This is a genomic window from Halomonas sp. (assembly GCF_029263665.1).
Lineage (GTDB): Bacteria > Pseudomonadota > Gammaproteobacteria > Pseudomonadales > Halomonadaceae > Halomonas.
Genome location: NZ_JAJUFQ010000018.1, coordinates 1 through 21,284, shown reverse-complemented (window position 1 = coordinate 21,284; position 21,284 = coordinate 1). Strand labels below are relative to the sequence as shown.

General features: G+C 57.3%; 19 protein-coding genes. 8 read left to right on the top strand and 11 right to left on the bottom strand.

Going from position 1 to position 21,284, the window contains the following annotated elements; translation table 11 throughout:
- Positions 1-57: 57 nt before the first annotated feature.
- Complete coding sequence (locus Q1K07_RS15855; protein ID WP_300312954.1) at positions 58-255, bottom strand: hemin uptake protein HemP; 198 nt, start codon at positions 253-255, stop codon at positions 58-60.
- Between Q1K07_RS15855 and Q1K07_RS15850 the strand changes: the two genes are divergently transcribed.
- Positions 254-475 (top strand): hypothetical protein, encoded by a 222-nt coding sequence (locus tag Q1K07_RS15850; RefSeq protein ID WP_300312951.1) that lies wholly within the window; start codon positions 254-256, stop codon positions 473-475. The genes Q1K07_RS15855 and Q1K07_RS15850 overlap by 2 nt on opposite strands.
- Before the next feature lie 76 nt (positions 476-551).
- Positions 552-818: a hypothetical protein gene (locus Q1K07_RS15845; RefSeq protein ID WP_300312948.1), complete on the top strand. Its 267-nt coding sequence runs from the start codon at positions 552-554 to the stop codon at positions 816-818.
- On the opposite strand, the gene Q1K07_RS15840 is transcribed toward Q1K07_RS15845, so the two are convergent.
- The 3 genes from Q1K07_RS15840 to Q1K07_RS15830 all read right to left on the bottom strand — a co-directional run bounded on the left by Q1K07_RS15840 (position 789) and on the right by Q1K07_RS15830 (position 4,209).
- Entirely contained in the window at positions 789-1,838 is a 1,050-nt protein-coding gene (locus Q1K07_RS15840; RefSeq protein ID WP_300312945.1) for a C45 family peptidase, read from the bottom strand. The genes Q1K07_RS15845 and Q1K07_RS15840 overlap by 30 nt on opposite strands.
- Before the next feature lie 95 nt (positions 1,839-1,933).
- Positions 1,934-3,193 carry a dicarboxylate/amino acid:cation symporter gene (locus Q1K07_RS15835; protein WP_300312943.1) on the bottom strand — a complete coding sequence of 420 codons (1,260 nt, stop codon included), beginning with the start codon at positions 3,191-3,193 and terminating at the stop codon, positions 1,934-1,936.
- A gap of 254 nt (positions 3,194-3,447) precedes the next feature.
- Positions 3,448-4,209 carry a dienelactone hydrolase family protein gene (locus Q1K07_RS15830; protein WP_300312941.1) on the bottom strand — a complete coding sequence of 254 codons (762 nt, stop codon included), beginning with the start codon at positions 4,207-4,209 and terminating at the stop codon, positions 3,448-3,450.
- A 194-nt stretch (positions 4,210-4,403) separates the two neighbouring features.
- Between Q1K07_RS15830 and Q1K07_RS15825 the strand changes: the two genes are divergently transcribed.
- Positions 4,404-5,609, top strand: a complete 1,206-nt coding sequence (locus tag Q1K07_RS15825) for an ABC transporter substrate-binding protein (RefSeq protein ID WP_300313133.1) — start codon at positions 4,404-4,406, stop codon at positions 5,607-5,609.
- Positions 5,610-5,696: 87 nt separating this feature from the next.
- Here Q1K07_RS15825 and Q1K07_RS15820 read toward each other — a convergent pair whose 3' ends face one another.
- The 6 genes from Q1K07_RS15820 to typA all read right to left on the bottom strand — a co-directional run bounded on the left by Q1K07_RS15820 (position 5,697) and on the right by typA (position 12,466).
- Positions 5,697-7,007 carry a branched-chain amino acid ABC transporter permease gene (locus tag Q1K07_RS15820; RefSeq protein WP_300312938.1) on the bottom strand — a complete coding sequence of 437 codons (1,311 nt, stop codon included), beginning with the start codon at positions 7,005-7,007 and terminating at the stop codon, positions 5,697-5,699.
- The gene (locus Q1K07_RS15815; RefSeq protein ID WP_300312935.1) at positions 7,007-8,011 is read right to left on the bottom strand and encodes a branched-chain amino acid ABC transporter permease; all 1,005 of its coding nucleotides are present in this window, start codon (positions 8,009-8,011) and stop codon (positions 7,007-7,009) included. The genes Q1K07_RS15820 and Q1K07_RS15815 overlap by 1 nt, the downstream gene beginning before the upstream one ends.
- A 32-nt stretch (positions 8,012-8,043) precedes the next feature.
- On the bottom strand, positions 8,044-8,748 hold the full coding sequence (locus tag Q1K07_RS15810; RefSeq protein WP_300312932.1) for an ABC transporter ATP-binding protein: 705 nt from the start codon (positions 8,746-8,748) through the stop codon (positions 8,044-8,046).
- Between the two features lie 151 nt (positions 8,749-8,899).
- Positions 8,900-9,670 carry an ABC transporter ATP-binding protein gene (locus tag Q1K07_RS15805; RefSeq protein WP_300312929.1) on the bottom strand — a complete coding sequence of 257 codons (771 nt, stop codon included), beginning with the start codon at positions 9,668-9,670 and terminating at the stop codon, positions 8,900-8,902.
- Positions 9,671-10,000: 330 nt separating this feature from the next.
- Positions 10,001-10,309: a hypothetical protein gene (locus Q1K07_RS15800; protein WP_149286694.1), complete on the bottom strand. Its 309-nt coding sequence runs from the start codon at positions 10,307-10,309 to the stop codon at positions 10,001-10,003.
- Between the two features lie 297 nt (positions 10,310-10,606).
- Positions 10,607-12,466 carry a translational GTPase TypA gene (gene typA, locus Q1K07_RS15795; RefSeq protein WP_300312923.1) on the bottom strand — a complete coding sequence of 620 codons (1,860 nt, stop codon included), beginning with the start codon at positions 12,464-12,466 and terminating at the stop codon, positions 10,607-10,609.
- Positions 12,467-12,755: 289 nt separating this feature from the next.
- Here typA and nhaC point away from each other — a divergent pair, with 289 nt between their 5' ends.
- Positions 12,756-14,261 carry a Na+/H+ antiporter NhaC gene (nhaC, locus tag Q1K07_RS15790; RefSeq protein WP_300312920.1) on the top strand — a complete coding sequence of 502 codons (1,506 nt, stop codon included), beginning with the start codon at positions 12,756-12,758 and terminating at the stop codon, positions 14,259-14,261.
- 9 nt (positions 14,262-14,270) lie between these two features.
- The gene (locus Q1K07_RS15785) at positions 14,271-15,587 is read left to right on the top strand and encodes a D-amino acid dehydrogenase (protein ID WP_300312917.1); all 1,317 of its coding nucleotides are present in this window, start codon (positions 14,271-14,273) and stop codon (positions 15,585-15,587) included.
- Between the two features lie 75 nt (positions 15,588-15,662).
- On the opposite strand, the gene Q1K07_RS15780 is transcribed toward Q1K07_RS15785, so the two are convergent.
- A complete protein-coding gene (locus Q1K07_RS15780) occupies positions 15,663-16,202 on the bottom strand; it encodes a hypothetical protein (protein ID WP_300312914.1) in 540 nt (179 codons plus the stop codon).
- Positions 16,203-16,876: 674 nt separating this feature from the next.
- Here Q1K07_RS15780 and glnA point away from each other — a divergent pair.
- The 3 genes from glnA to ntrC all read left to right on the top strand — a co-directional run bounded on the left by glnA (position 16,877) and on the right by ntrC (position 21,151).
- A complete protein-coding gene (gene glnA / locus Q1K07_RS15775) occupies positions 16,877-18,283 on the top strand; it encodes a glutamate--ammonia ligase (protein WP_149286689.1) in 1,407 nt (468 codons plus the stop codon).
- A gap of 419 nt (positions 18,284-18,702) precedes the next feature.
- Positions 18,703-19,752 (top strand): nitrogen regulation protein NR(II), encoded by a 1,050-nt coding sequence (gene glnL / locus Q1K07_RS15770; RefSeq protein ID WP_300312910.1) that lies wholly within the window; start codon positions 18,703-18,705, stop codon positions 19,750-19,752.
- Positions 19,745-21,151 carry a nitrogen regulation protein NR(I) gene (ntrC, locus tag Q1K07_RS15765; RefSeq protein ID WP_300312909.1) on the top strand — a complete coding sequence of 469 codons (1,407 nt, stop codon included), beginning with the start codon at positions 19,745-19,747 and terminating at the stop codon, positions 21,149-21,151. The genes glnL and ntrC overlap by 8 nt, the downstream gene beginning before the upstream one ends.
- Positions 21,152-21,284: the final 133 nt, after the last annotated feature.

Below are 21,284 nucleotides of genomic sequence, written 5' to 3'. Positions count from 1 at the left end.
TGTGGATAAGAATATGAAGGTATCGTCCGGGGAAGCACCGCTGCATGCGGCGCTTCCCTAGCGCGTCAGAATCAGCTTGTTCTGGCGTGTACGTCGCAACTGATAGCGTTGCCCGTTATGGGTGATGATCAAGACGTTGCTTTCTCCCAGCAGGTCGGTACTGGATACCTCCCTGCTCTCGCTGTCTTTGGGGCATGCCGGGTCATGGTGGTGTGAGAGTCCGGTAATGCCCGGAAGAGAGGGAGAAGCGCACATGATCAGAACCTGCGTGATTGCCAATCTACAAATTGTAAAGATTAATGCTTTTGATAAGCATTCTCATAATATGGCATATATCACTCATATGACAACCTATCGAGCCCGGAGAGCCATGTCTGGCGATAATGTCTTAAACGCTGTTGTGACCGCCGCTGAGAGAGAACTTGACAGTACACCTGGATACGACCATATTGCAAATGACAATGATTATCATTGAATTTCTCTATGGGGACCCACATTGGTGATCTGAACATTGATGATCGGAATCATGGTCTGACTATCAGGAGGCTGTCATGTCCTATCGCATCAAGACCGCACTGCACGGTGCCAACCCTACACTTGAAATCTTTGACGTCAGTTCAGGATCCATGCGCATGGCATGGGAGTATCCGAATGTCGCCGATGACCCGGATACTGACCCGGAGCTTCTGACCATGCGACGTGAAGAGGCGATTCATGAACTGTTCCGGCGCCTGTTCCTGCTGACGACCGAGCAGTATCTCAAGGGGGAGTTGCCGGAAGAGAAGGACTCACACCGGTATGGGCGTCAGGCGCACTGATCGTTGCGTCGAACAGGGTCTGCCGAGGCGTAGCCACAGTTCACGTGAGGTGAGATTCATGACCACACTGAAGAGTGTCTCCATGCGTTCGGTCTCTGGCTCGCTGGGATCAAAATGACGGCATAACGATTCACGGCCCTCGCTGTGGTCGCCAAGCATGGCGAATAGTCGTTCGGGATCGAGAGCATGATCACGAGGCAATTGTTCGACCAGTTCGTTCAGGCGTTCCAGACGTGCCCAGGAGTCCGGCTTGGGATAGTCGTCCAGCCAGTGAGTGGCAGCATCGCTGATCAGGTGGTTGGTATGTGTCACGATGCCATCGCGTGGTTCCAGTCGTCCTGGAGATCCTGAGTGTACTTCACACCCCAGGCTATGCCCCTGACCATCGGCAATCAGGAAGTGAGCGGGTGCACACACACCGGCATTGACCACGGCTTCGGTAGCGCTGAAGGAGCGGCTTTCGAGAATCTTGCGCAATGCCACGTGGATAGGCAGTCCTTCGCCACAGGTGGCGGAACGAATCGCGTTGAGTGCCACGCCAATACCACACTCATTGAGCCCTATCTTGGCCACCATGCCGGCCTCTCCAATACTGATCAGGGCTGGAGTATCGTCTCCACGAATGCGCAGGGCGACCAGGTGCCTGCCCTGGTCTGCTCGCCAGTCCCAGTTCTGGGCTAGCCACTGGGCTTCCCGTTGCAGGATCGATACGGCTGAACAACCGCCGCTGGCTTTGGTCAGAGAAATCTCACTGCGACAGTTCAGGGTCAGGATATCCAGGAGTTCGCCGCCGATGCCCTGGGCGAGCCCTGCCATTTCCTCGAGAATTTCAGGAAAGCGTTTTTCGATCATGGGCAGGAAGCGTTCGGCATCGAGGCGGGCTTCGTGCCAATGCAATCCGACCATGTCGTGGAACATGCGGTCGTAGACATCGATGCTATCGATGATCGCCTGGCGGTGCAGGCGGGCATGGATGTGGCCAATGTCGAAGCGGCTGCCGGAGAGTTCTGTGACGTGCATTTGGGCCTCGCTGACGAACAACGTCGGGTGGCCTTGTCACTGTAGCAGCTTGGTGCTCGCAATGCGCCGGCTTGGCCGGCGCATTGAACGAGAGATCAGGACTTGCTGGTGGCGTTATAGACGTCTTCGTCCAGCTCACCTTCACTCTTGCCGACCAGTGTCGTCACCATCAGGTCTCCGGCGACATTGACGCTGGTGCGAGCCATGTCGAGGATGCGATCAATACCCGCTACCACGGCCAAGGCTTCCAGGGGCAGGCCGATCTGGGCCATGACGATGGACAGCATGATCAAGCCTGCCCCGGGTACTCCCGCCGTACCGATGGATGCCAGGGTACCGGTGACGATGATCATGCCGTAATCCGCCAAGCTCAGGTCGACGCCGATCAACTGAGCGATGAAGACTGCCACGACGCCTTGGTAGATCGCGGTACCATCCATGTTGATGGTGGCGCCTACCGGAAGCACGAAGCCTGCCACACCTTCAGAAATGCCCAGGTTCTTGGTGGCGCAGCGCAAGGACACTGGCAATGTGCCGGATGAAGATGCTGAGGAGTAGGCCACCACCAGGGCATCAAGAATGCCTTTCAGGTAGCGCATCGGATTGAGGCGGCCCAGCAACGCCAGCAGCCCGGAATAGACGACCAGCACGTGCACAACGCAGGCCAGGTAGACGACGCCAATGACCTTGACCAGCGGTAGCAGCACCTCGGCTCCATAGCTGCCGGCCACATTGGCGATCAGGCCGAATACACCAAAGGGCGCTATGGCCATCACCAGGCTGGTCAGCTTGACCATGGCATCGGCAAAGCTCTCGAACACTTTGAGTACAGGCTCACCTTTTTCGCCGATCAGGGTCAGGGAGATACCCAGACCGATGGCAAACACGATGATCTGCAGGATATTGCCGGTAGCCAGAGCATCGACAGGGTTCTGGGGAACAAGACCTACCAGAATCTCGATCAGGCTCGGAGCTTCCTGGGCATCTGCCGATGCTTTGTCGAAGCTGAGTTCAAGGCCGACACCGGGCTGGAACAGCCAGGAAGCGAACAGACCAATGGCGATGGCGAAGGCAGTGGTGATCAGGTACAGCGCAATGGTGCGTGCACCGATACGCCCCATTTTCTGGGGATCGCGCATGGCACCGATACCCACCACCAGAGTGGAGAATACCAGCGGCACAATCAGCATCTTGATGGCGCTGATGAAGATGTCGCCAAGCGGCTTGAAGACGCTGGCCTGTTCTCCCATCAGGCTGCCGACGAGGGTGCCCAGTATCAGGCCAGCAAGAATCTTCTGCCAGAGAGGAATGCGACGCCACAGACCGGGGCGGGCTGAGGAGGCGGGTTGAGGCATGTTCAGGCTCCAATGAGGGGCGATTGCCCGCAAGGTTCAAACAATGACCGCCGCCTGTCGACAAGGGACTGAAGGATGTTGGTCCCAGTATCTTCTCGGCAGGCGGTCGGTATAGGCGGGGCATTCTACAGAAAACGACGGAGTGTCACGTCCAAATATCCTTTTCCGTCTGGGGTTTCTTGGTGCCTTTGTCTGGTCCTGGATACGCTTGCCATTACCAGTGGAGGATGAGCGTAACCGGTTCTTGTTTAGCGCTATGTGTCGAGAGTGCGCTGCAGCAGCTCCTGAAAGGCTGCCCAGGAAGCCTGATCGGCACGCTCCTGATAGCTGTCGCTACCGAATACGCTGAAGGCGTGAGGGGCGCCCGAGTAGACCTGAATCTCATAAGGAACCTGAGCCGCTTCAAGCTCTTCGGACAATGCTGCGACCTGGTCCATGCGAATGGAAGTATCGGCTCCCCCATGGGCGATCAGGATCGGAGGGGTATCGGCGCTATAACTCTGGCCTTCCGGAGTGGCCAGGCTTCCGTGAAAGGAAGCGTATCCATGTACATCTTCGGCTTGCCCTGAGCGGGCCAGTTCCAGCACCACCGCACCACCGAAACAATAGCCCATGACCACAGTATTCTGGGCGGCCCCTGACTGGCGGGCCTGTGCCAGGCCTGCCAGGGTCAGCTTGCGCATGCGTTCACGATCTTCATACAAGGCCTCGGTTTCGGCTTTCTTTGCTGCGGTATCCACCGGACGATTACCGGTGCCATAAAGATCAACAGCGAAGGCGTCGTATCCTGCCTCGCTCAGCATGTCGGCACGCTTGCGCTCGTAGTCATCAAGGCCGTCCCAGTCGTGGATCACCAGCACGCTACCTTTGGCTTGGTCTCCAGCGCTGGCGAAGTAGCCTTGGAAATCTTCGCCGTCTACGGAATAGTCAATGGTTTCTCCTGCCCAGGCCCCGGGGGCCAGAGCGATACTGCATAGGAGAGAGGAGGACAGGCTCAAGCGAGATAACACGTTCATGGAAGCCTCCGGGGCATGTCCGGTGTCAACGATCAGTATCTGCACGGTATTGGCGATAGGTGAGAGCAGTAAGGGTGAAAGCAGTATAGAAGGACTGCCGAATAAACGTTGGTGGACGAACTTGTGTTTTGTCCATGTGCCTTCCAGATTGAAGGAGTACGTACAACCTCAGTACAACCACGAGTGAGATAACAATCATGAACAAGCGTGTACTGACAGCAGCGGTCGCTGCGACCACTCTGGCTATTGGCAGCATGGCATATGCCGAGGTCAAGATCGGCTTTCTGGGAGGCTTTACCGGGGGAATCGAAACCCTGACACCGCCCATCTTTGATGGAGCCGAACTGGCAATCACCCATGTCAACGCCCAAGGCGGCCTTCTGGATGGTCAGGATATAGTGATGCCGACAGGGGATACTACCTGTGGTGATGCTTCAGCCGCCTCCAATGCCGCTGACCGTATGGTCAATACTGAGCAGGTCACGGCCATTGTTGGTGCGCTATGCACAGGCGCCACCGTGGCAGCGGCCAACAATGTCGCGATTCCCGCCGGTGTCACCATGGTTTCGCCGGCTTCCACGGCCCCTGCAGTGACGACACTGGATGACAATGACCTGGTCTTCCGTACGGTGCCTTCCGATGCCTACCAGGGAGAGGTGCTGGCCAAGCTATTGCTGGAAAAAGGCATCGATGAAGTTGCGGTGACATACGTCAACAACGACTACGGGCGAGGCCTTGCCGGGGCTTTCAAGGAAGGCTTCGAGGCCGGAGGTGGCTCGGTACTGGAAAATCTCGCCCACGAAGACAATCGTGCCGATTATCGTAGTGAGCTGGGAGTGCTGTCTGCTACCGGGGCTCCCGTCCTTGTCGTGCTGGCCTATGCCGATACTTCGGGCCAGACCGTTCTGCGTCAGGCCTATGAAAGTGGCACCTTCACGCAGTATGTGGGTGGTGATGGCATGGTCGGCGACAGCCTGGTCAATGCCCTGGGTGCCGATGTGCTTGAAGGAATGATCGCAACCCGCCCTGGCAGTCCCGAGTTGCCTGGTACGGAGTTATTCCGGGAGCTGGCCGGTGAGGCGGAAATTGATCCGAGTGCCGTGTTTGCTGCCCAGGCCTACGATGCTGCCTTCCTGCTGGCACTGGCGATTGAAAAGAACGGCAGTGCGGATCGTGAAGGCGTGTCAGCAGCGTTGCGTGAAGTCGCTTCTCCTCCTGGCGAGGTCATACTCCCTGGTGAATGGGAAAAGGCCAAGCAACTGATAGCCGATGGTCAGGATATCAACTACGAAGGTGCTGGTGGCACTCAGGACTTCGATGACAACGGTGATGTTCCTGGTGTCGTGCAAGAGATGGCGGTAGAAGGCGGCACATTCACGGCTAAAGGTATCGTCGAGTAGTTCTCAGGTGTCACCCCTTCACGCCAATGCTCGTAACATCGGCGTAAAGAAGCCCCGGCCACTGAACTGAGTGGTCGGGGCCTATCATCAGTCGTGGTGCTTGACCTTCTCCGGCAGCAAGCCTTTGGGGGCGACACGTAACACCACGGTGATCAGCAGGCCAATGACAAAGACTCGGGCCTGAAGGGCACGGCTTTCCATGTTGCGTGGGATATCCCAGCCAAAGTGGGTATGGCCGAAGCTGGTTACCAGGTCCATGACATACAGGGCCAGTGGCTCTGACATGATCCAGATGATGTATACCGCCACGGCGCCAAAGATAGTGCCGAGATTGTTGCCCGGGCCGCCGAGAATCACCATCACCAGCACCAGGAATGTATGGTTCAAGGGCAGGTAGCCTTGAGGGTCGAAAAGGCCATTGAAGCTTCCCAGCGCTGCGCCGCCGAGCCCCATCAATATGCAACCAAGGACAAAGATCTCCAGGCGCCGGCGGTTGATGTCCTTGCCCATGGCCGCAGAAGACACTTCATTGTCACGGATCGCCCGGATCATGCGCCCCCAGGGCGCGTTATAGGCGCGTTGCAGGAGAACAAAGATGATCGCGATCATCACCGCCGTCACTGACAGATAGGCCGCTCGGGCCAGGGTGAAACCCAGCTCGCCAGGACCAGGGACTGGCCAGGGCAGGGGGGATACGGTGGCGGTGCCCCGGGTCAGCCAGTCGGAGTTCTTGAGAAAGGCCTTGATGATCTCGGCGATGCCAAGCGTCGCGATGGCTAGATAGTCGCTGCGCAGGCCAAGACAGATATGGCCAATGAGATAGCCGACACCTCCGGCCAGGGCGGCGCCAACGGCCCAGCCCAGCCATACTGGCATGCCGAAGCCGCCGATGAAGTCTGCCTGGCGCTGGATGTCGTCGGTGACGGCGCGAAATTGACTGATCACCACCATGTACAGAACCAGTGCCAGCACGATGGTGATGAAGGTTCGCAGCCAGTTTGGCAAGCCCAGCCGGTTCAGGCGGGAGGCTGCAATAACCGCCAGGCTGGCGGCGACCAGGTAGAGCAGTACTCTACCCAGTTCCCCCGGCAGGTCACTATCCCAGAAAGCATGATTGACGGGTACGGTGAAAAGCATGGTGGAAAAGCCGCCCAGAGCGACGAAACCCATGACACCAGCATTGAACTGGCCGGCATAGCCCCACTGGATGGTCAGGCCCAGGGCCAGGATGGCGTAGCAGCTGGCTTCCACCAGCATGCGCACGCTGTAGGGGGTTCCCATGCTCAGGAACACGGCTCCCACGGCAAGGGCAACCGCGGTCAACATGATCCATTCCCTGAGCGGGAAAGATCTGGGAGAGACGGCGACTTCGCGGCGATGGGGGTTATGTGCACTCATTAGATCACCTTACCCTTGAAGATGCCGGTGGGACGCCACACAAGAATGGCGACCAGAATGAAGAATGGCACCACAATCTTGTATTCAGTCCCGACGAAAGCCAGATTGCTGGGGAGTTCTAGCCAGGTTGGCAAGCTGTCGTGCACAGGTCTCAACAGGACATTCCAGTTGAACACGGCAAGCGCCTCGGCAAAGCCGACGACAAACCCGCCGGCAATGGCGCCGAAGGGCTGGCCGACCCCTCCCACGATGGCCGCAGCGAAGATCGGCAGCAGAATGTGGAAGCTCAGGTCAGGCTTGAAGGTCACATCCATGGCCAGCAAGGTTCCGGCGATGGTGGCCAGGCCGCCGACGATCATCCAGGTCACCGCCACAATGGTGTTGGTATTGATGCCTGATGATCGGGCCAGGTCTGGATTGTCGGACATGGCGCGCATGGCCTTGCCCAGCCTTGAACGAGACAGGAAGAGATGCAGTGCGGTGACGGCAATGACCGTCAGGACAAAGAGATAGATCTGGGGCTCGGTCAGTACCACTGGCATGCGCACTCCTTCAATGGGTACGGCGAAGCGGAAGATCTCTTTACGATCATCGACATACAGGCTCTGGGATCCCGTGCCGGTGAACAAGCGAATCAGGCCCTGCAGCATCAAGGTCACTCCCAGGGAAGCAATGACCATGACGATGGGCTTTACCCCATGGACGCGCATCGGCTTGTAGAAGGTCTTGTCGATCAGCACCGCGATCAACGCTGTGCTGATGATGGCCGGAGGCAGCATGACGATGGCCGTAGGCATGCCGACGGCGTTCCCTGCGGACGGAAACATCGAGGTGAGCAGCAATACGATGAAGGCGCCCAACGTCATCATGTCGGCATGAGCGAAGTGGGCAAAACGCATGATCCCGAACACTAGCGTGATGCCCACTGCACCGATGGCATAGATCGACCCAGTGACGCTGCCGGCAATCACCACATTGTTGATGAAGAACACGAACTCATTCACGCTGATATCTCCGCGCAACAAATGAAGCGGCATCAGCCACCGAGGAAGCTTCTGGCCACATCCGGGTCGGCCAGTAGTGCCTGGCCCGTATCAGTAAAGCGGTTCTGGCCTGCTGCCAGGACGAAGCCTTTGTCGGCAATGGTCAGGGCCTGCTTGGCATTCTGTTCCACCATCAGGATGCCGACGCCTGCAGCATTGATCTCTTTCACCCGCTCGAAGATCTCGTGCACGTACTTGGGCGAAAGTCCCGCGGTGGGCTCGTCGAGCAACAGCAGCTGTGGTTCAGCCATCAGTGCTCGCCCCATGGCAACCATCTGGCGTTGACCGCCTGACAGCTCGCCTGCGGGTTGCCGGCGCTTGTCTTTCAGTGGGGGGAAAAACTCGTAGATATTGCCGAGGTTGTGCTTGATGGAGCCTGGCTTGAGATAGGCTCCCATCTCCAGGTTTTCCTGCACGCTCAAGCTGGGAAAGACATTGTGTTCCTGGGGAACGAAACCCATGCCGAGTTTCACCAGGCGATTGGGAGGCTGGTTGTGGATAGGGGTACCACGCAGTCGGATTTCACCTTCGGTGACCTGGAGCAGGCCGAAGATGGCCTTGAGCATGGTGGATTTTCCAGCCCCATTGGGGCCGATAATGACGCCAACCTCATTGGCTTCAATGGAGATATCCACCCCATGCAGGATGTTCATGCCCCCATAGCCGCCATGCACGCCGCATGCTTCGAGTAGTGGCATCGCTCTGCGTCTCTAGGTTTACGGGATCATGGAAGGAAGGCAGGTACTGGCCTTGCATTCGATCCATGGAATCCGTGATGTTGTTGACGAATTGTTGTTATTGACAGGCGTCGCTTCTTTTCTTGTTACTTCTAATAAAGCAGTAATTGACTCAGGCTGCACCTGCGCCGAAATAGGCCTCGATGACGTCGGGGTTGCTCTGGATGTCTTCGATTGAGCCTTCGACCATCACTGTGCCTTGTGCCATGACGATCACGGGGTCACAGAGGCGGGCGATCATGTCCATGTCGTGTTCGATCACCAGGAAGGTGTAACCGAGTTCGCGGTTGAGTTTCTCGATGCTGGTCATCAAGTCGCCCAGCAGGGTGCGGTTGACCCCGGCGGCGATTTCATCGAGCAGCACGACCCTGGCATCGGTCATCATGGTGCGGCCGAGTTCGAGCAGCTTCTTCTGTCCCCCGGACAGATTGCCCGCCAATTCATTGCGCACATGCTTGAGGCCAATAAATTCAATCACTTCCTGCGCGCGCTGTTTGATCTCAGCTTCTTGCTTATAGACCTGACGTGGAGAAAACCAGGCCCTGGCCAAGGATTCGCCTGCCTGATGGGGCGGCACCATCATCAGGTTTTCCAAGGCAGTGAGGTTGGTGAATTCGTGGGCGATCTGAAAGGTGCGTAACAGGCCTTTGTGGAACAGCTCATTGGCAGGGTGGTTGGTGATGTCTTCGCCGTTGTAGATGACCTGCCCTGAATCCAGGGAGAGCGCTCCGGCGATGATATTGAATAGCGTCGTCTTTCCTGCACCGTTGGGGCCGATCAGTCCAGTGATGGAGCCTTGTTCCACCTGGAAGGAACAATCGTTGATGACCTTCAGGCCACCGAAGGCTTTATGGACATGACGAACATCGATGATGGTAGCCATGAGATGTCCTGCTGTTTTGATTTGTTGTTGTGGTATATCGCTGCAGTACTTCGTTGCAGTGTTCCGATACTCTTCACTTTGCGCCACAGCAGGTGCCATTGGCCAGAGAGCAAGCGTTTAGTCTGCGTTGGCGGGGCCATTTGTTTGGCCTGTATCTAGTTTGACCTGCCCTGGTCGCAGGATTCCTGATGGATGAACGCAACGAAGCCTGCGCCAAGGAGGGGCAGGCTTCGTAAGGCAAGGTCCTGGCTCTGTCTTGATGCTCGTCGGCTTTTCAGACAAAGCCTGAGCCTCGGTACTACATGACGCTGCCGCGGCGGCATGCCGTCCTCAAAGGCTATGTGGAGCCAGGGCACGATGATCGTCGGGCAGGCGTACAGTATCGCCAATGGACAGGTCGCCGATGCCTTGAGTGCGCTCCCCTGTACGTACCGAGATAAGCGCGACCACGTTGCCGATACTGACACTCACACCGTTTTCTTCGGTCCGGGCTTCGACACGTACACGCACCGAATAGCCATGATAGCGGCCAGCTACGATACTGCCGATGTGAGCCGTCGGATATTCGTCAGGCTTGTCGGCAAAGTATTTCTGGACACTATCAGCACCTGGGTCATCCCATTCGACGTGTTTATGCATTCATGTTTCTCCTTGTGTCTGAATCCATGATGTTTTAGCCAAGGGCGCCGTGAAGTCGTTTCACGAAATGGGCGGATGATGAAAGTAGCGAACATAGCTTAGGCCAGTCCTCCGTGGAAGAGGGGAGGGATACTTTCAGCATAGTCCGGCTCCACCATCGTGGAATTAAGCGTGGCCGGTTCATGGCGATGGTTTGATTCAGAAGCAGCTGACAGGCCTAAGGCTGATCAACCTGAGCGGTGCAAAGCTGCATAGGGGAAAGGCCGCTGCAGGTTCCTGCAGCGGCCTTGGGCTAGCTTACTTCTTGCTTGCACGCTTGCGTTCGTTTTCAGTCAGGAACTTCTTGCGCAGACGAATATGGTTGGGAGTAATCTCGACCAGTTCGTCGTCATCGAGGAACTCGATGGCCTGTTCCAGGGTAAAGCGAACCGGAGGCGTCAGGACAATGTTCTCATCGTTGCCGGAGGCACGCATGTTGTCGAGCTTCTTGCCCTTGGTCGGATTGACCACCATGTCGTTGGCGCGGTTGTTGATACCCACCAGCATGCCTTCGTAGACCTCTGTGCCGTGATCGATGATCAGCTTGCCACGATCCTGAAGAGCATACAGGGCATAGGCCAGCGCCTTGCCTGGCACCATGGATACCAGTACGCCATTGCGGCGCTCGATGGCGGCTTCAGGGCGCAGCGGACCGTAATGATCGAAGCGGCTGGTCAGGATGCCGGTTCCGGAAGTCAGAGTCAGGAACTGGCCACGGAAGCCGATCAGGCCACGTGCAGGGATGATGAAGTCGAGGCGTACACGTCCCTTGCCGTCAGGGTTCATGTTCTTGAGCTCGCCCTTGCGGTAGCCGAGCTCTTCCATGATCGACCCTTGATGTTGCTCCTCGCAGTCGATGATGACTTCTTCGTATGGCTCCTGCTTGACACCATCGATGTCGCGGATGATGACTTCAGGGCGGCCCACGGCCAGTTCGAAGCCTTCGCGGCGCATGGTTTCGATCAATACCGAGAGGTGCAGCTCGCCACGACCGGAAACGATGAACTTCTCCGGGGAGTCGCCCTGCTCGACGCGCAAGGCCACGTTGTGGATCAGTTCCTGGTCGAGGCGGTCCTTGATATTGCGGCTGGTGACGAACTTGCCGTCCTTGCCGGCAAATGGCGAGTCATTGACCTGGAAGGTCATGGACACGGTCGGCTCGTCAACGCTCAGGGGCGGCAGAGCTTCGACGGCAGCCGGGTCACAGATGGTGTCGGAAATCGCCAGTTCGTCGATACCGGTAATGCAGACGATGTCGCCGGCGGTAGCCTGCTGGGTCTGAACACGCTCCAGGCCCAGGTGAGTCATGACCTGGCCAACCTTGCCGCGGCGGGTCTGGCCTTCCTTGTTGATGACAACCACCTGCTGGTTGACCGAGATAGCACCACGAGTGATACGGCCAAGGCCGATGACGCCCACATAGCTGGAATAGTCCAGCGCCGAAACCTGCATCTGCAGGGGGCCATCCAGCTCGACCTTGGGCGGCTCGACGATATCGACGATGGCCTGGAACATTGGCGTCATGTCCTCGGCCAGCTCATCCGGCTCATTACCGGCGATACCGTTGAGGGCTGAGCAGTAGATGATCGGAAAATCGAGTTGTTCGTCGGTGGCGCCGAGGTTGTCGAACAGATCGAAGATCTGGTCGATGACCCAGTCCGGGCGAGCGCCAGGCCGGTCGATCTTGTTCACCACTACAATCGGCTTGAGGCCCTGATCGAAGGCTTTCTGAGTGACGAAGCGGGTCTGTGGCATGGGGCCGTCTACCGCATCTACCAGCAGAAGCACGGAATCGACCATGGACATGACGCGCTCGACTTCACCACCGAAGTCGGCGTGCCCAGGAGTATCCACGATGTTGATGTGATAGTCCTGGCCGTCCGGGGATGTCCAGCGGATCGCCGTGTTCTTGGCCAGGATAGTGATGCCACGCTCTTTTTCCTGGTCGTTGGAGTCCATGATGCGCTCTTGCCCCTCGGCCTTGCGGTCCAGGGTGCCGGACTGGCTGAGGAGTTTGTCGACCAGAGTGGTTTTGCCGTGGTCGACGTGAGCGATGATGGCAATGTTGCGAAGATTCTCGATCACGACGGGATCCTGCTGGGAAAATTGGGGCAGCATTATAAAGCCTGCTTGATGACGGCTACCAGCTTTGTTGGATCGATTCTCTGCTACCTACGTTGTATCCTTGCGCGTCTTTGGGAAAAACTCCCGCTGGGACAAGCTGTTCCAGCGACTATGTCTTTTTCATGTAAAGCGTTGAGCTTTCTTCGATACCTGGTTTTGGCGTCTGCAGGTACACCTGTTTGCCGCAGATGCACTGCGACTGTTCTCGCAGGACCACCTATCCGGTGGTTCCTTTGCGAAGCGAATCGCCTAAGCCAACGACAAAATGCGGGCCTAATTCGTCATGACCCCTGACAACCAACGATCTCCAGATGTATTACCTCTATTCGATGCGCTGATTCCGGTAGTAGCCACCATTGCATTGTTGATTCTTGCAGTGGCGTTGTTCGGAGCAGATGCCGCCTGGGGACCAGCTCAAGTGGTGCTGTTGATCGGCACCATGATCGCTGCCTGTTTTGGCCTCAAGAACGGGCACAGTTGGAAGAGTATTGAATCCGGCTTTGCCGATGGTATCTATGTTGCCATTCCCGCCATGCTCATCCTGTTGACCATCGGGGCCTTGATTGGCGTATGGATTCTCGCCGGTACCGTACCAGCCATGATCTATTATGGCCTGGAACTGGTGTCGCCCAGCTATTTCTATGCGTCGTGCTGCCTGTTATGTGCACTGGTGGCACTGTCCATTGGCAGCTCCTGGTCTGTGGCAGGCACTATCGGCCTCGGGCTGATCGGTATCGCCGAGGGCTTCGGCCTGTCGTTGCCGATCACCGCTGGTGCGATCATTTCCGGGGCCTATTTCGGTGACAAGATGTCACCGCTGTCCGATACCACCAATATTGCGCCAGCGGCGGTGGGTGCCGATCTGTTCGAGCATATTCGTCACATGAGCTGGACAACATTGCCGAGCCTGGGCCTGGCGTTGGTGGGCTTTGTGGTGCTCGGTCTTGATGGTTCTGCCGCCATGAGCACGCCGGAACAGATTGTGGTCATGCGTGAAGGCTTGGCTGCGCAGTTTGACCTGGGGCCGCAGCTATTGATTCCAGTGCTGGTCTTGCTGGGACTTTCCGTTGCGCGGATGCCGGCACTACCGGCCGTCTTCATCGGTGCCACCCTGGGCGTCATTTTTGCGCTGGTGTTCCAGCCTCATGCCGTGTTGACGCTGATAGGTGCCGATGCTGCCTCCACCACTGATCTGGTCAAGGGGGTGTGGACCGCGCTGTTTGATGGCTATGTCTCCCATTCCGGCAATGACAACATCGATGTGCTGCTGACCAAGGGCGGCATGAGCAGCATGCTGACCACGCTGTGGCTGGTCATTTCGGCCATGGCCTTTGGTGGGGTCATCGAGCGGCTTGGCATGCTTCAGCGCCTGGTGGCAGCGCTTGTGGCGGGTGCCAACAGTGCAGGGTCCTTGATCATTCGCTGTGTGCTGACCTGCTTTGCTTCCAATCTGGTGACGGGGGATCAGTATCTCTCCGTCACGCTGCCGGGGCGCATGTATCGTGCCGAGTTCCAGCGCCGCGGACTGAAGCCGGTCAATCTGTCTCGCGCTACGGAAGATGGGGGAACTATCACTTCTCCCCTGATTCCCTGGAACAGCTGTGGCGCTTATATGGCGGCCACCCTGGGGGTCGCTACCCTGAGCTATCTGCCATTCGCCTTCTTCAATCTGATCAATGTCGCCTTGGCCATTGGCTATGCCATGTTCGGCATCCGCATCACCCGGATAGAAGAAGATGAAACAGCGTCGACACCGGCAGTTCAGCCCTCTGAAGGTGAAGCCCGCTAAGGAACGGATATGGATATTGTCGTCATCGGTGCGGGGGTCACGGGAGTGACCACCGCCTACTGCCTGGCCAGGGATGGCCACGACGTCACCGTCATTGAACGCCTGCCCGAGCCTGGTCAGGAGACTAGTCGGGCCAATGCGGCCCAGCGTTCCTATGGCTATGTCTATCCTTGGGCGGATCCCGGCATGGTCCGTAAAGCCATGCTGTGGATGTGGACGCCCAAGGGGCCCTTCAAGCTAAAGCTGCCCCCCAATGCCCGGACGCTGAGCTTTCTGGCCCAGACATGGCGCCATGCCTATACGCCTGGGCTGTTTTCAGCCAATGAACGTTCCCTGATCCGGCTAGGAGGCTACAGCCGCGAGTGCTTTGCGGATATCGAGCGCCAGGTAGCGCTGGAGTTTGATGGTGGTCATGCAGGGCTGATCGACCTCGCCAGTGACGTGAAGACGGAGTCCACGTTGCGCGCATTGATGCCGTTGCTGGAAGAAATGGACGTCGATCATCGCTGGCTGGGGGTTGATGAGGTCTATGCGCATGAGCCTGGCCTGCGCCGAGGAGGCTCGGTACATGGCGGCTTGCGTATCAGTGGTGATGGCACGGGGGATTGCCACTTGTTCACCCAGACCCTGGCCGCACACTGCCGGGCCATGGGCGTGCGCTTCCTGTTTGATAACGAGGTGGTCGATGCCGAGTGTCGTCAGGGGAGAGTGGTCAATGTTTCCGTGTTGCCACGGGAGTCGGCCTCTGAGCGGGATGCATGGCCGAATTCAGAAGCGATGACCCTATCTGCAGATGCCTTTGTGGTTTGTGCCGGTTGTCAGTCCCGTACCCTGGGACGGCTGATAGGGCAGCGCATGCCGATCTATCCAGTCAAGGGGTACTCAATCACAGCGCCATTGAGTGATGAAGCCCTGGCGGATGATGTCATGGCGCCGCGATCTACGGTCATCGATGATCGCTTCAAGGTGGTGATCACCCGTCTTGGGCAGAGAGTCAGGGTGGCGGGTTTTGCAGAATTGGCTAACTTCGATCGATGCTTGCCGGCCTCTCGCATCGACACACTGAAAGAAGCCGTCGACATGCGCTTTCCTGGTGTCGCCTTGCTCGATCAGGCAACGCCGTGGGCAGGGTTTCGTCCCATGACACCAGACGGCCCACCAATACTTGGACGTGGCAAGTATGCCAATCTGTTGCTGAATACCGGACACGGTATCTTCGGCTGGACGTTCTCTGCGGCAAGCGCCGAGATCACGGCGGATCTGGTGGCGGGGCGGCCGCCTGCGATAGATATTGCCCCTTTTCGTCCCGAACGCTTTCTGCGTTGATTCACTGAATAGGCTCTGTGTTTCCTGAAGCTGTGGCTCTAGAGCAGGTTGTTGGATATACAGGCTGGGGTAAAGTCAGGCGTATTGCATGATGGTGCTTGCATGGCAAGCCTTGAGCCTGCTGATGAGATCTTGAAGAACACCCTTTTCCATGATCGGGTCGAAGCCGCCAAGGAGATCGAACCACTCTCGTTCTACGCCCAGAGCATGAGGAGTTCCCCCCTTTCGCCAGCGCCATGGGCACCAGCCCCATCGAGCCTGGCGAGGGGCAATGGCACTGTTCTTCTGGTCGCCGTCGGTGGCTGCCACCAAGCGTTTTCCCCAGTCCGGATCACATTCGGAAAAGCAGAATCCCAGCATGCGCCCACGGCTATAGGCGGCAGCCAGGTTGAGCCGCTGCCCCAGTGAATCTGAGTAACAGTGAATGATGCGACAGTTGTCCAGTTTCTCGTGAGGGATGTCTGGTCTCGAAAGCCGCCGATCAAGCACACCGTCGTCCACCACCAGGATTTCACTGTGGCCAGAATATAGAGAAGCTACCCTGGACGCCTGGCAGAGTAGATGATCGAGGGCATTTCCCGAGGATCTGGCATCGATGATCAGGCTGAAGTACACGACGACGCTCCATATAGGTAGGTCGCTGCCGTAGAGCAACATGAATACAACATGTAAGCAAGTGTATATTTGAGTTGCATTTAGTTCCAGTGGGAAAGTTAGCAGGCTTTGTGTAACGTCACACATATGTGTGCCTGCACGCTCCTCGGGATTCAGGACTCTTCGGCAGGGGTATGCCCCGATATGGTGCTTTTTGCCCTTTTATGCACCATGTTGGTGCTTTGATGGCAGAAATTTCATGGCCACAATACCCATAAGGCCCGGATTGAACCATCGTGGCGCACGAAGGAAAAATAAATAATTCATAAAATCAGTTGGTTGAAGTTTTTCTACCCTTGGTGGTGCAAATCTGGCACGCAGCCTGCATTGTGAATGACAAGTGAGATCGTGTCGCACAGGTGACCTTGGGCAGCCGCCCGGTAGCGTGCTACAACAGATCCGCTACTCCGAAAGAGTAGAGGAACCCCTGCTCTGGAAGCGGCAACCATGGCGTATGGCCGATCCGTCGGAACATTCGAGCTTGGCTTTGAATACTGTTTTCGAACCCAAGCTCTTGAACTCGGCTTCTTGAACCCGGCTTCTTGAACCCAGGCTTCTTGAACTGCGAGCACCTAACTACCTGAGCACCCAACTACGAGCCCTTGATTACGAGACAAGCTCAACTGGAGGACCGCATGTCAGAAAAGACACTTGCCCTGATTGAAGAACATGATGTGAAGTGGGTCGATCTGCGTTTTACCGATACCGGTGGTAAAGAGCAGCATGTCACTATTCCTGCCCGTGACGTGGACGAAGAGTTCTTCGAAAACGGTCAGATGTTCGATGGTTCCTCCATCTCTGGTTGGAAGGGCATCAATGAGTCCGACATGATTCTGCGCCCGGAAGATGGCACTGCCTATCTCGATCCGTTCACCGAAGACACTACTGTGGTGCTGGTCTGTGACATCATCGAACCGGCCACCATGCAAGGCTACGAGCGTGATCCGCGCTCCATTGCCAAGCGCGCCGAGGCCTATCTGCAATCTGCTGGCCTGGGTGACACCGCCTTCTTTGGCCCCGAGCCCGAGTTCTTCATCTTCGATGAAGTTCATTGGAAGGCCGACATCGAAGGCGCCATGTACAAGATTTCTTCCGGGGAAGGTGCCTGGTCGACTGATCGTGCCGTGGAAGGCGGCAACCTGGGGCATCGTCCGCGGGTCAAGGGCGGCTACTTCCCGGTTCCCCCGGTCGACAGCTTCCACGATATCCGTGGTGCCATGTGCAATACCCTGGAAGCCATCGGTCAGAAGGTCGAGGTTCACCACCATGAGGTGTCCAACGCTGGTCAGAACGAAATCGGTGTTGCCTTCAACACTCTGGTGAAGAAGGCCGACGAAGTGCAGGCGCTCAAGTACGTCGTGCACAACGTTGCCGATGCCTACGGCAAGACCGCGACTTTCATGCCCAAGCCGCTGGTGGGCGATAACGGCAGTGGTATGCACGTTCACCAGTCATTCTGGAAGGATGGGGTCAACCAGTTTGCTGGTGATCAGTATGCCGGCCTGTCAGAAATGGCGCTGTACTACATCGGCGGTATCATCAAGCACGCTCGTGCACTGAACGCCTTCACCAACGCGTCGACCAACTCCTACAAGCGTCTGGTGCCGGGCTTCGAAGCGCCGGTCATGCTGGCCTACAGTGCGCGTAATCGTTCTGCTTCCATTCGTATCCCGTACACTTCCAGCCCCAAGGCCAAGCGTGTCGAGGTGCGTTTCCCTGATCCGACAGCTAACCCCTATCTGTGTTTTGCAGCGTTGCTGATGGCGGGTATCGACGGTATCAAGAACAAGATTCATCCTGGCGATGCCATGGACAAGAACCTGTATGACCTGCCGCCGGAAGAAGGCAAGGCCATCCCGACCGTGGCCGAGAGCCTGGACCAGGCTCTGGAAGCTCTGGATGCTGACCGCGCTTTCCTCACCGAGGGTGGAGTGTTCACCGACGACATGATCGATGCCTACATCGAACTCAAGTCCCAGGACGTCGAACGCATTCGCATGGCGACCCACCCGGTCGAGTTCGACATGTACTACAGTTGCTAAAGACGGCTGTTAAAGACAGCGGTGGAAGCTGAACTGTCAGGCAGTAACCGGCCTCATCAGTGATGTCGAATCCATATGGAAGCGGGCTCCGCAATGCGGAGTCCGCTTTATTTTTGCCCGGCCTGGCTACGTTGCCTTACCACAAGACGGCACATTTGGGAGCGGTAATCATGGTGATGCACCATAGTGGTGCACTACCATGGTGCATAGAAGCGCCACTTTGGCACAGCCACGGCATTTTTGAGCTGGCCCAGTTCTTGCTAACTCTTTATAGACAGCTGCCATGAAGTGATATGCATCAAGCGGTTGTTGATGCACCGGCAGTAAAGATTGGATGTACAAGGTAGTGCATCCGGATGGGGAGAAAGGCGAGTGGCCGGCAAATGGTGTGCGCATGTTGCACAGGAGATTTGAAAGGCATGATTCAGGGCATCACTGAACATCTTTCCACAGCGGTGTTGTTGCTTGATGGTGGGCTTCGACTGACCTGGATGAATCCGGCCGCTGAATCATTGCTGGCCTTGAGCCTTAGTCGGCTTGATGGCCAGTACCTCCCTGATCTGCTGGCAGGAGAAGACGATATCGGTGAAGTATTGGCCAAGTCTCGGGACGCCTTGCACCCCTATACCCAGCGTGAAGCACGCTTATGTATCGCCGGAGGAGAGATCCTGACAGTGGATTATACCGTGACCCCTCTGTCTGCTGATCAACTGCTGCTGGAGATGCAGCCACTCGACCGGCTGCTGAGAATTTCCCGGGAAGAAGCTCTGCAGTCGCGTCAGGAAAGCATGAAGATTCTAGCCAGGGGGTTGGCCCACGAGGTCAAGAATCCACTTGGGGGGATTCGAGGGGCCGCACAACTGCTTGAACGAGATCTTGCTGATGCGCCGCAGCTCAAGGAGTTTACCCACATCATCATCGAAGAGGTTGATCGGCTGCGTGATCTGGTCGATTCGATGCTGGGACCCAACCGGATCAGGCATGATGAGCCTCTCAACGTACACAAGGTACTGGAGCGCGTACGCTCTCTGGTACTGGCCGAAGAGCCATCGGTAAATATCCAGCGGGATTATGACCCCAGCCTGCCGGAGCTGCATGGTGACGAGGCTCAACTGATTCAGGCTGTGCTCAATATTGCGCGTAATGCGGTCCAGGCCCTGACCGAATCGGGCACATCATCTCCAACGCTGATCATGCGAACCCGAGCCCGACGCCAGTTTACTCTTGGTGCCCAGCGTCACCGTCTGGTGTGCGAGTTGAGCTTGACCGACAACGGCCCCGGCATTCCCAGCGAACTGCATGAAACCCTTTTCTACCCCATGGTGTCTGGTCGTGCGGAAGGCAGTGGACTGGGACTGTCCATTGCCCAATCGATTCTGCACCAGCACCGTGGGCTGATCGAATGCGATTCCGAACCAGGACGCACTGAATTTCGACTGCTGATTCCACTGGAGAAGCGTCATGACTGATGCTGCACGCGTTGTGATCGTCGACGACGATCGTGCCATTCGCTGGGTGCTGGAGCGCGCCCTGGCTCAGCCCGACCTCAACGTCGAAACCATCGACCGTGCCGACCGGTTACTTGATCGGCTGCTGCAGGATCCCCCCGATGTGCTGGTGACGGACATTCGCATGCCTGGCATCGATGGTCTTGACCTGATGGCCAAGGTGCGCGAGATACATCCGGATCTTCCGGTCATCGTGATGACCGCTCACTCTGACCTGGATAGTGCCGTGGCCTCCTACCAGGGAGGTGCCTTCGAGTATCTGCCCAAGCCATTTGATGTGGATGAGGCCCTGGCTCTGGTGCGGCGTGCGGTGGCTCATGCACGTGAACGCCAACGTCCGGTCAGCGTACCCGAAGGGCTGGATGCCGAGATCATCGGCGAAGCACCGGCCATGCAGGAAGTCTTCCGCGCCATTGGCCGCCTGGCTCATTCCCATATCACTGTGCTGATCAATGGAGAGTCTGGTACCGGCAAGGAGCGTGTTGCCCGTGCCCTCCACCAGCATAGCCCGCGATCGGGACGTCCTTTCATCGCCTTGAACATGGCGGCGATTCCGAGAGACCTGATCGAGTCAGAGCTTTTCGGCCATGAGAAAGGCGCCTTTACCGGTGCCGGTGGCCAGCGCCAAGGGCGCTTCGAGCAGGCTGACGGCGGCACCCTGTTTCTCGATGAGATCGGCGACATGCCCGCGGAGACCCAGACTCGGTTGCTGCGTGTGCTGGCCGATGGCGAGTTTTACCGAGTGGGTGGTCACACACCAGTACGTGTCGATGTGAGAATCATCGCTGCCACTCACCAGAATCTGGAATCTCTGGTTACCGATGGGCGTTTTCGTGAAGATCTGTTCCACCGGCTCAATGTGATCCGTGTACACCTGCCAAGGTTGGCCCAGCGGCGCGAGGATATTCCTCGCCTGGCCCGTCATTTCCTGGCCGAGGCGGCACGAGAATTGTCCACTGACGTCAAGGTGCTGACCCCGGAAGCCGAAGCCCACCTGACGCGGGTCGACTGGCCCGGTAACGTACGACAACTGGAGAACACTTGCCGGTGGCTGACGGTGATGGCCTCTGGACGAGAGATTCTGGTCGAGGATCTGCCGCCAGAGCTGACCGAGGGCGATGGTAGTACCGTCTCCGGGGATTGGCGCGAGGCCTTTCGCAACTGGGCTGACCATGCCCTGGCCGCCGGCCATACTCACTTGCTTGAAGAGGCCGTGCCAGACTTCGAGAAGATCCTGATCGAAACGGCTCTCAAGCATACCGGCGGGCGTAAAGGGGAAGCAGCAGAGTTGCTGGGTTGGGGGCGCAATACCTTGACGCGAAAACTCAAGGTATTGCTGCCCTCGCTGGCGGAAGACTGAGCTACGAGCCATAAGCGATAAGCGAAGGAATCTTTACACGGTTCCGAGAAGCGTTTGGCATCATTGGCTTACGGCTTACGGCTTACGGCTTACGGCTTACGGCTTACGGCTTACGGCTTACGGCTTACGGCTT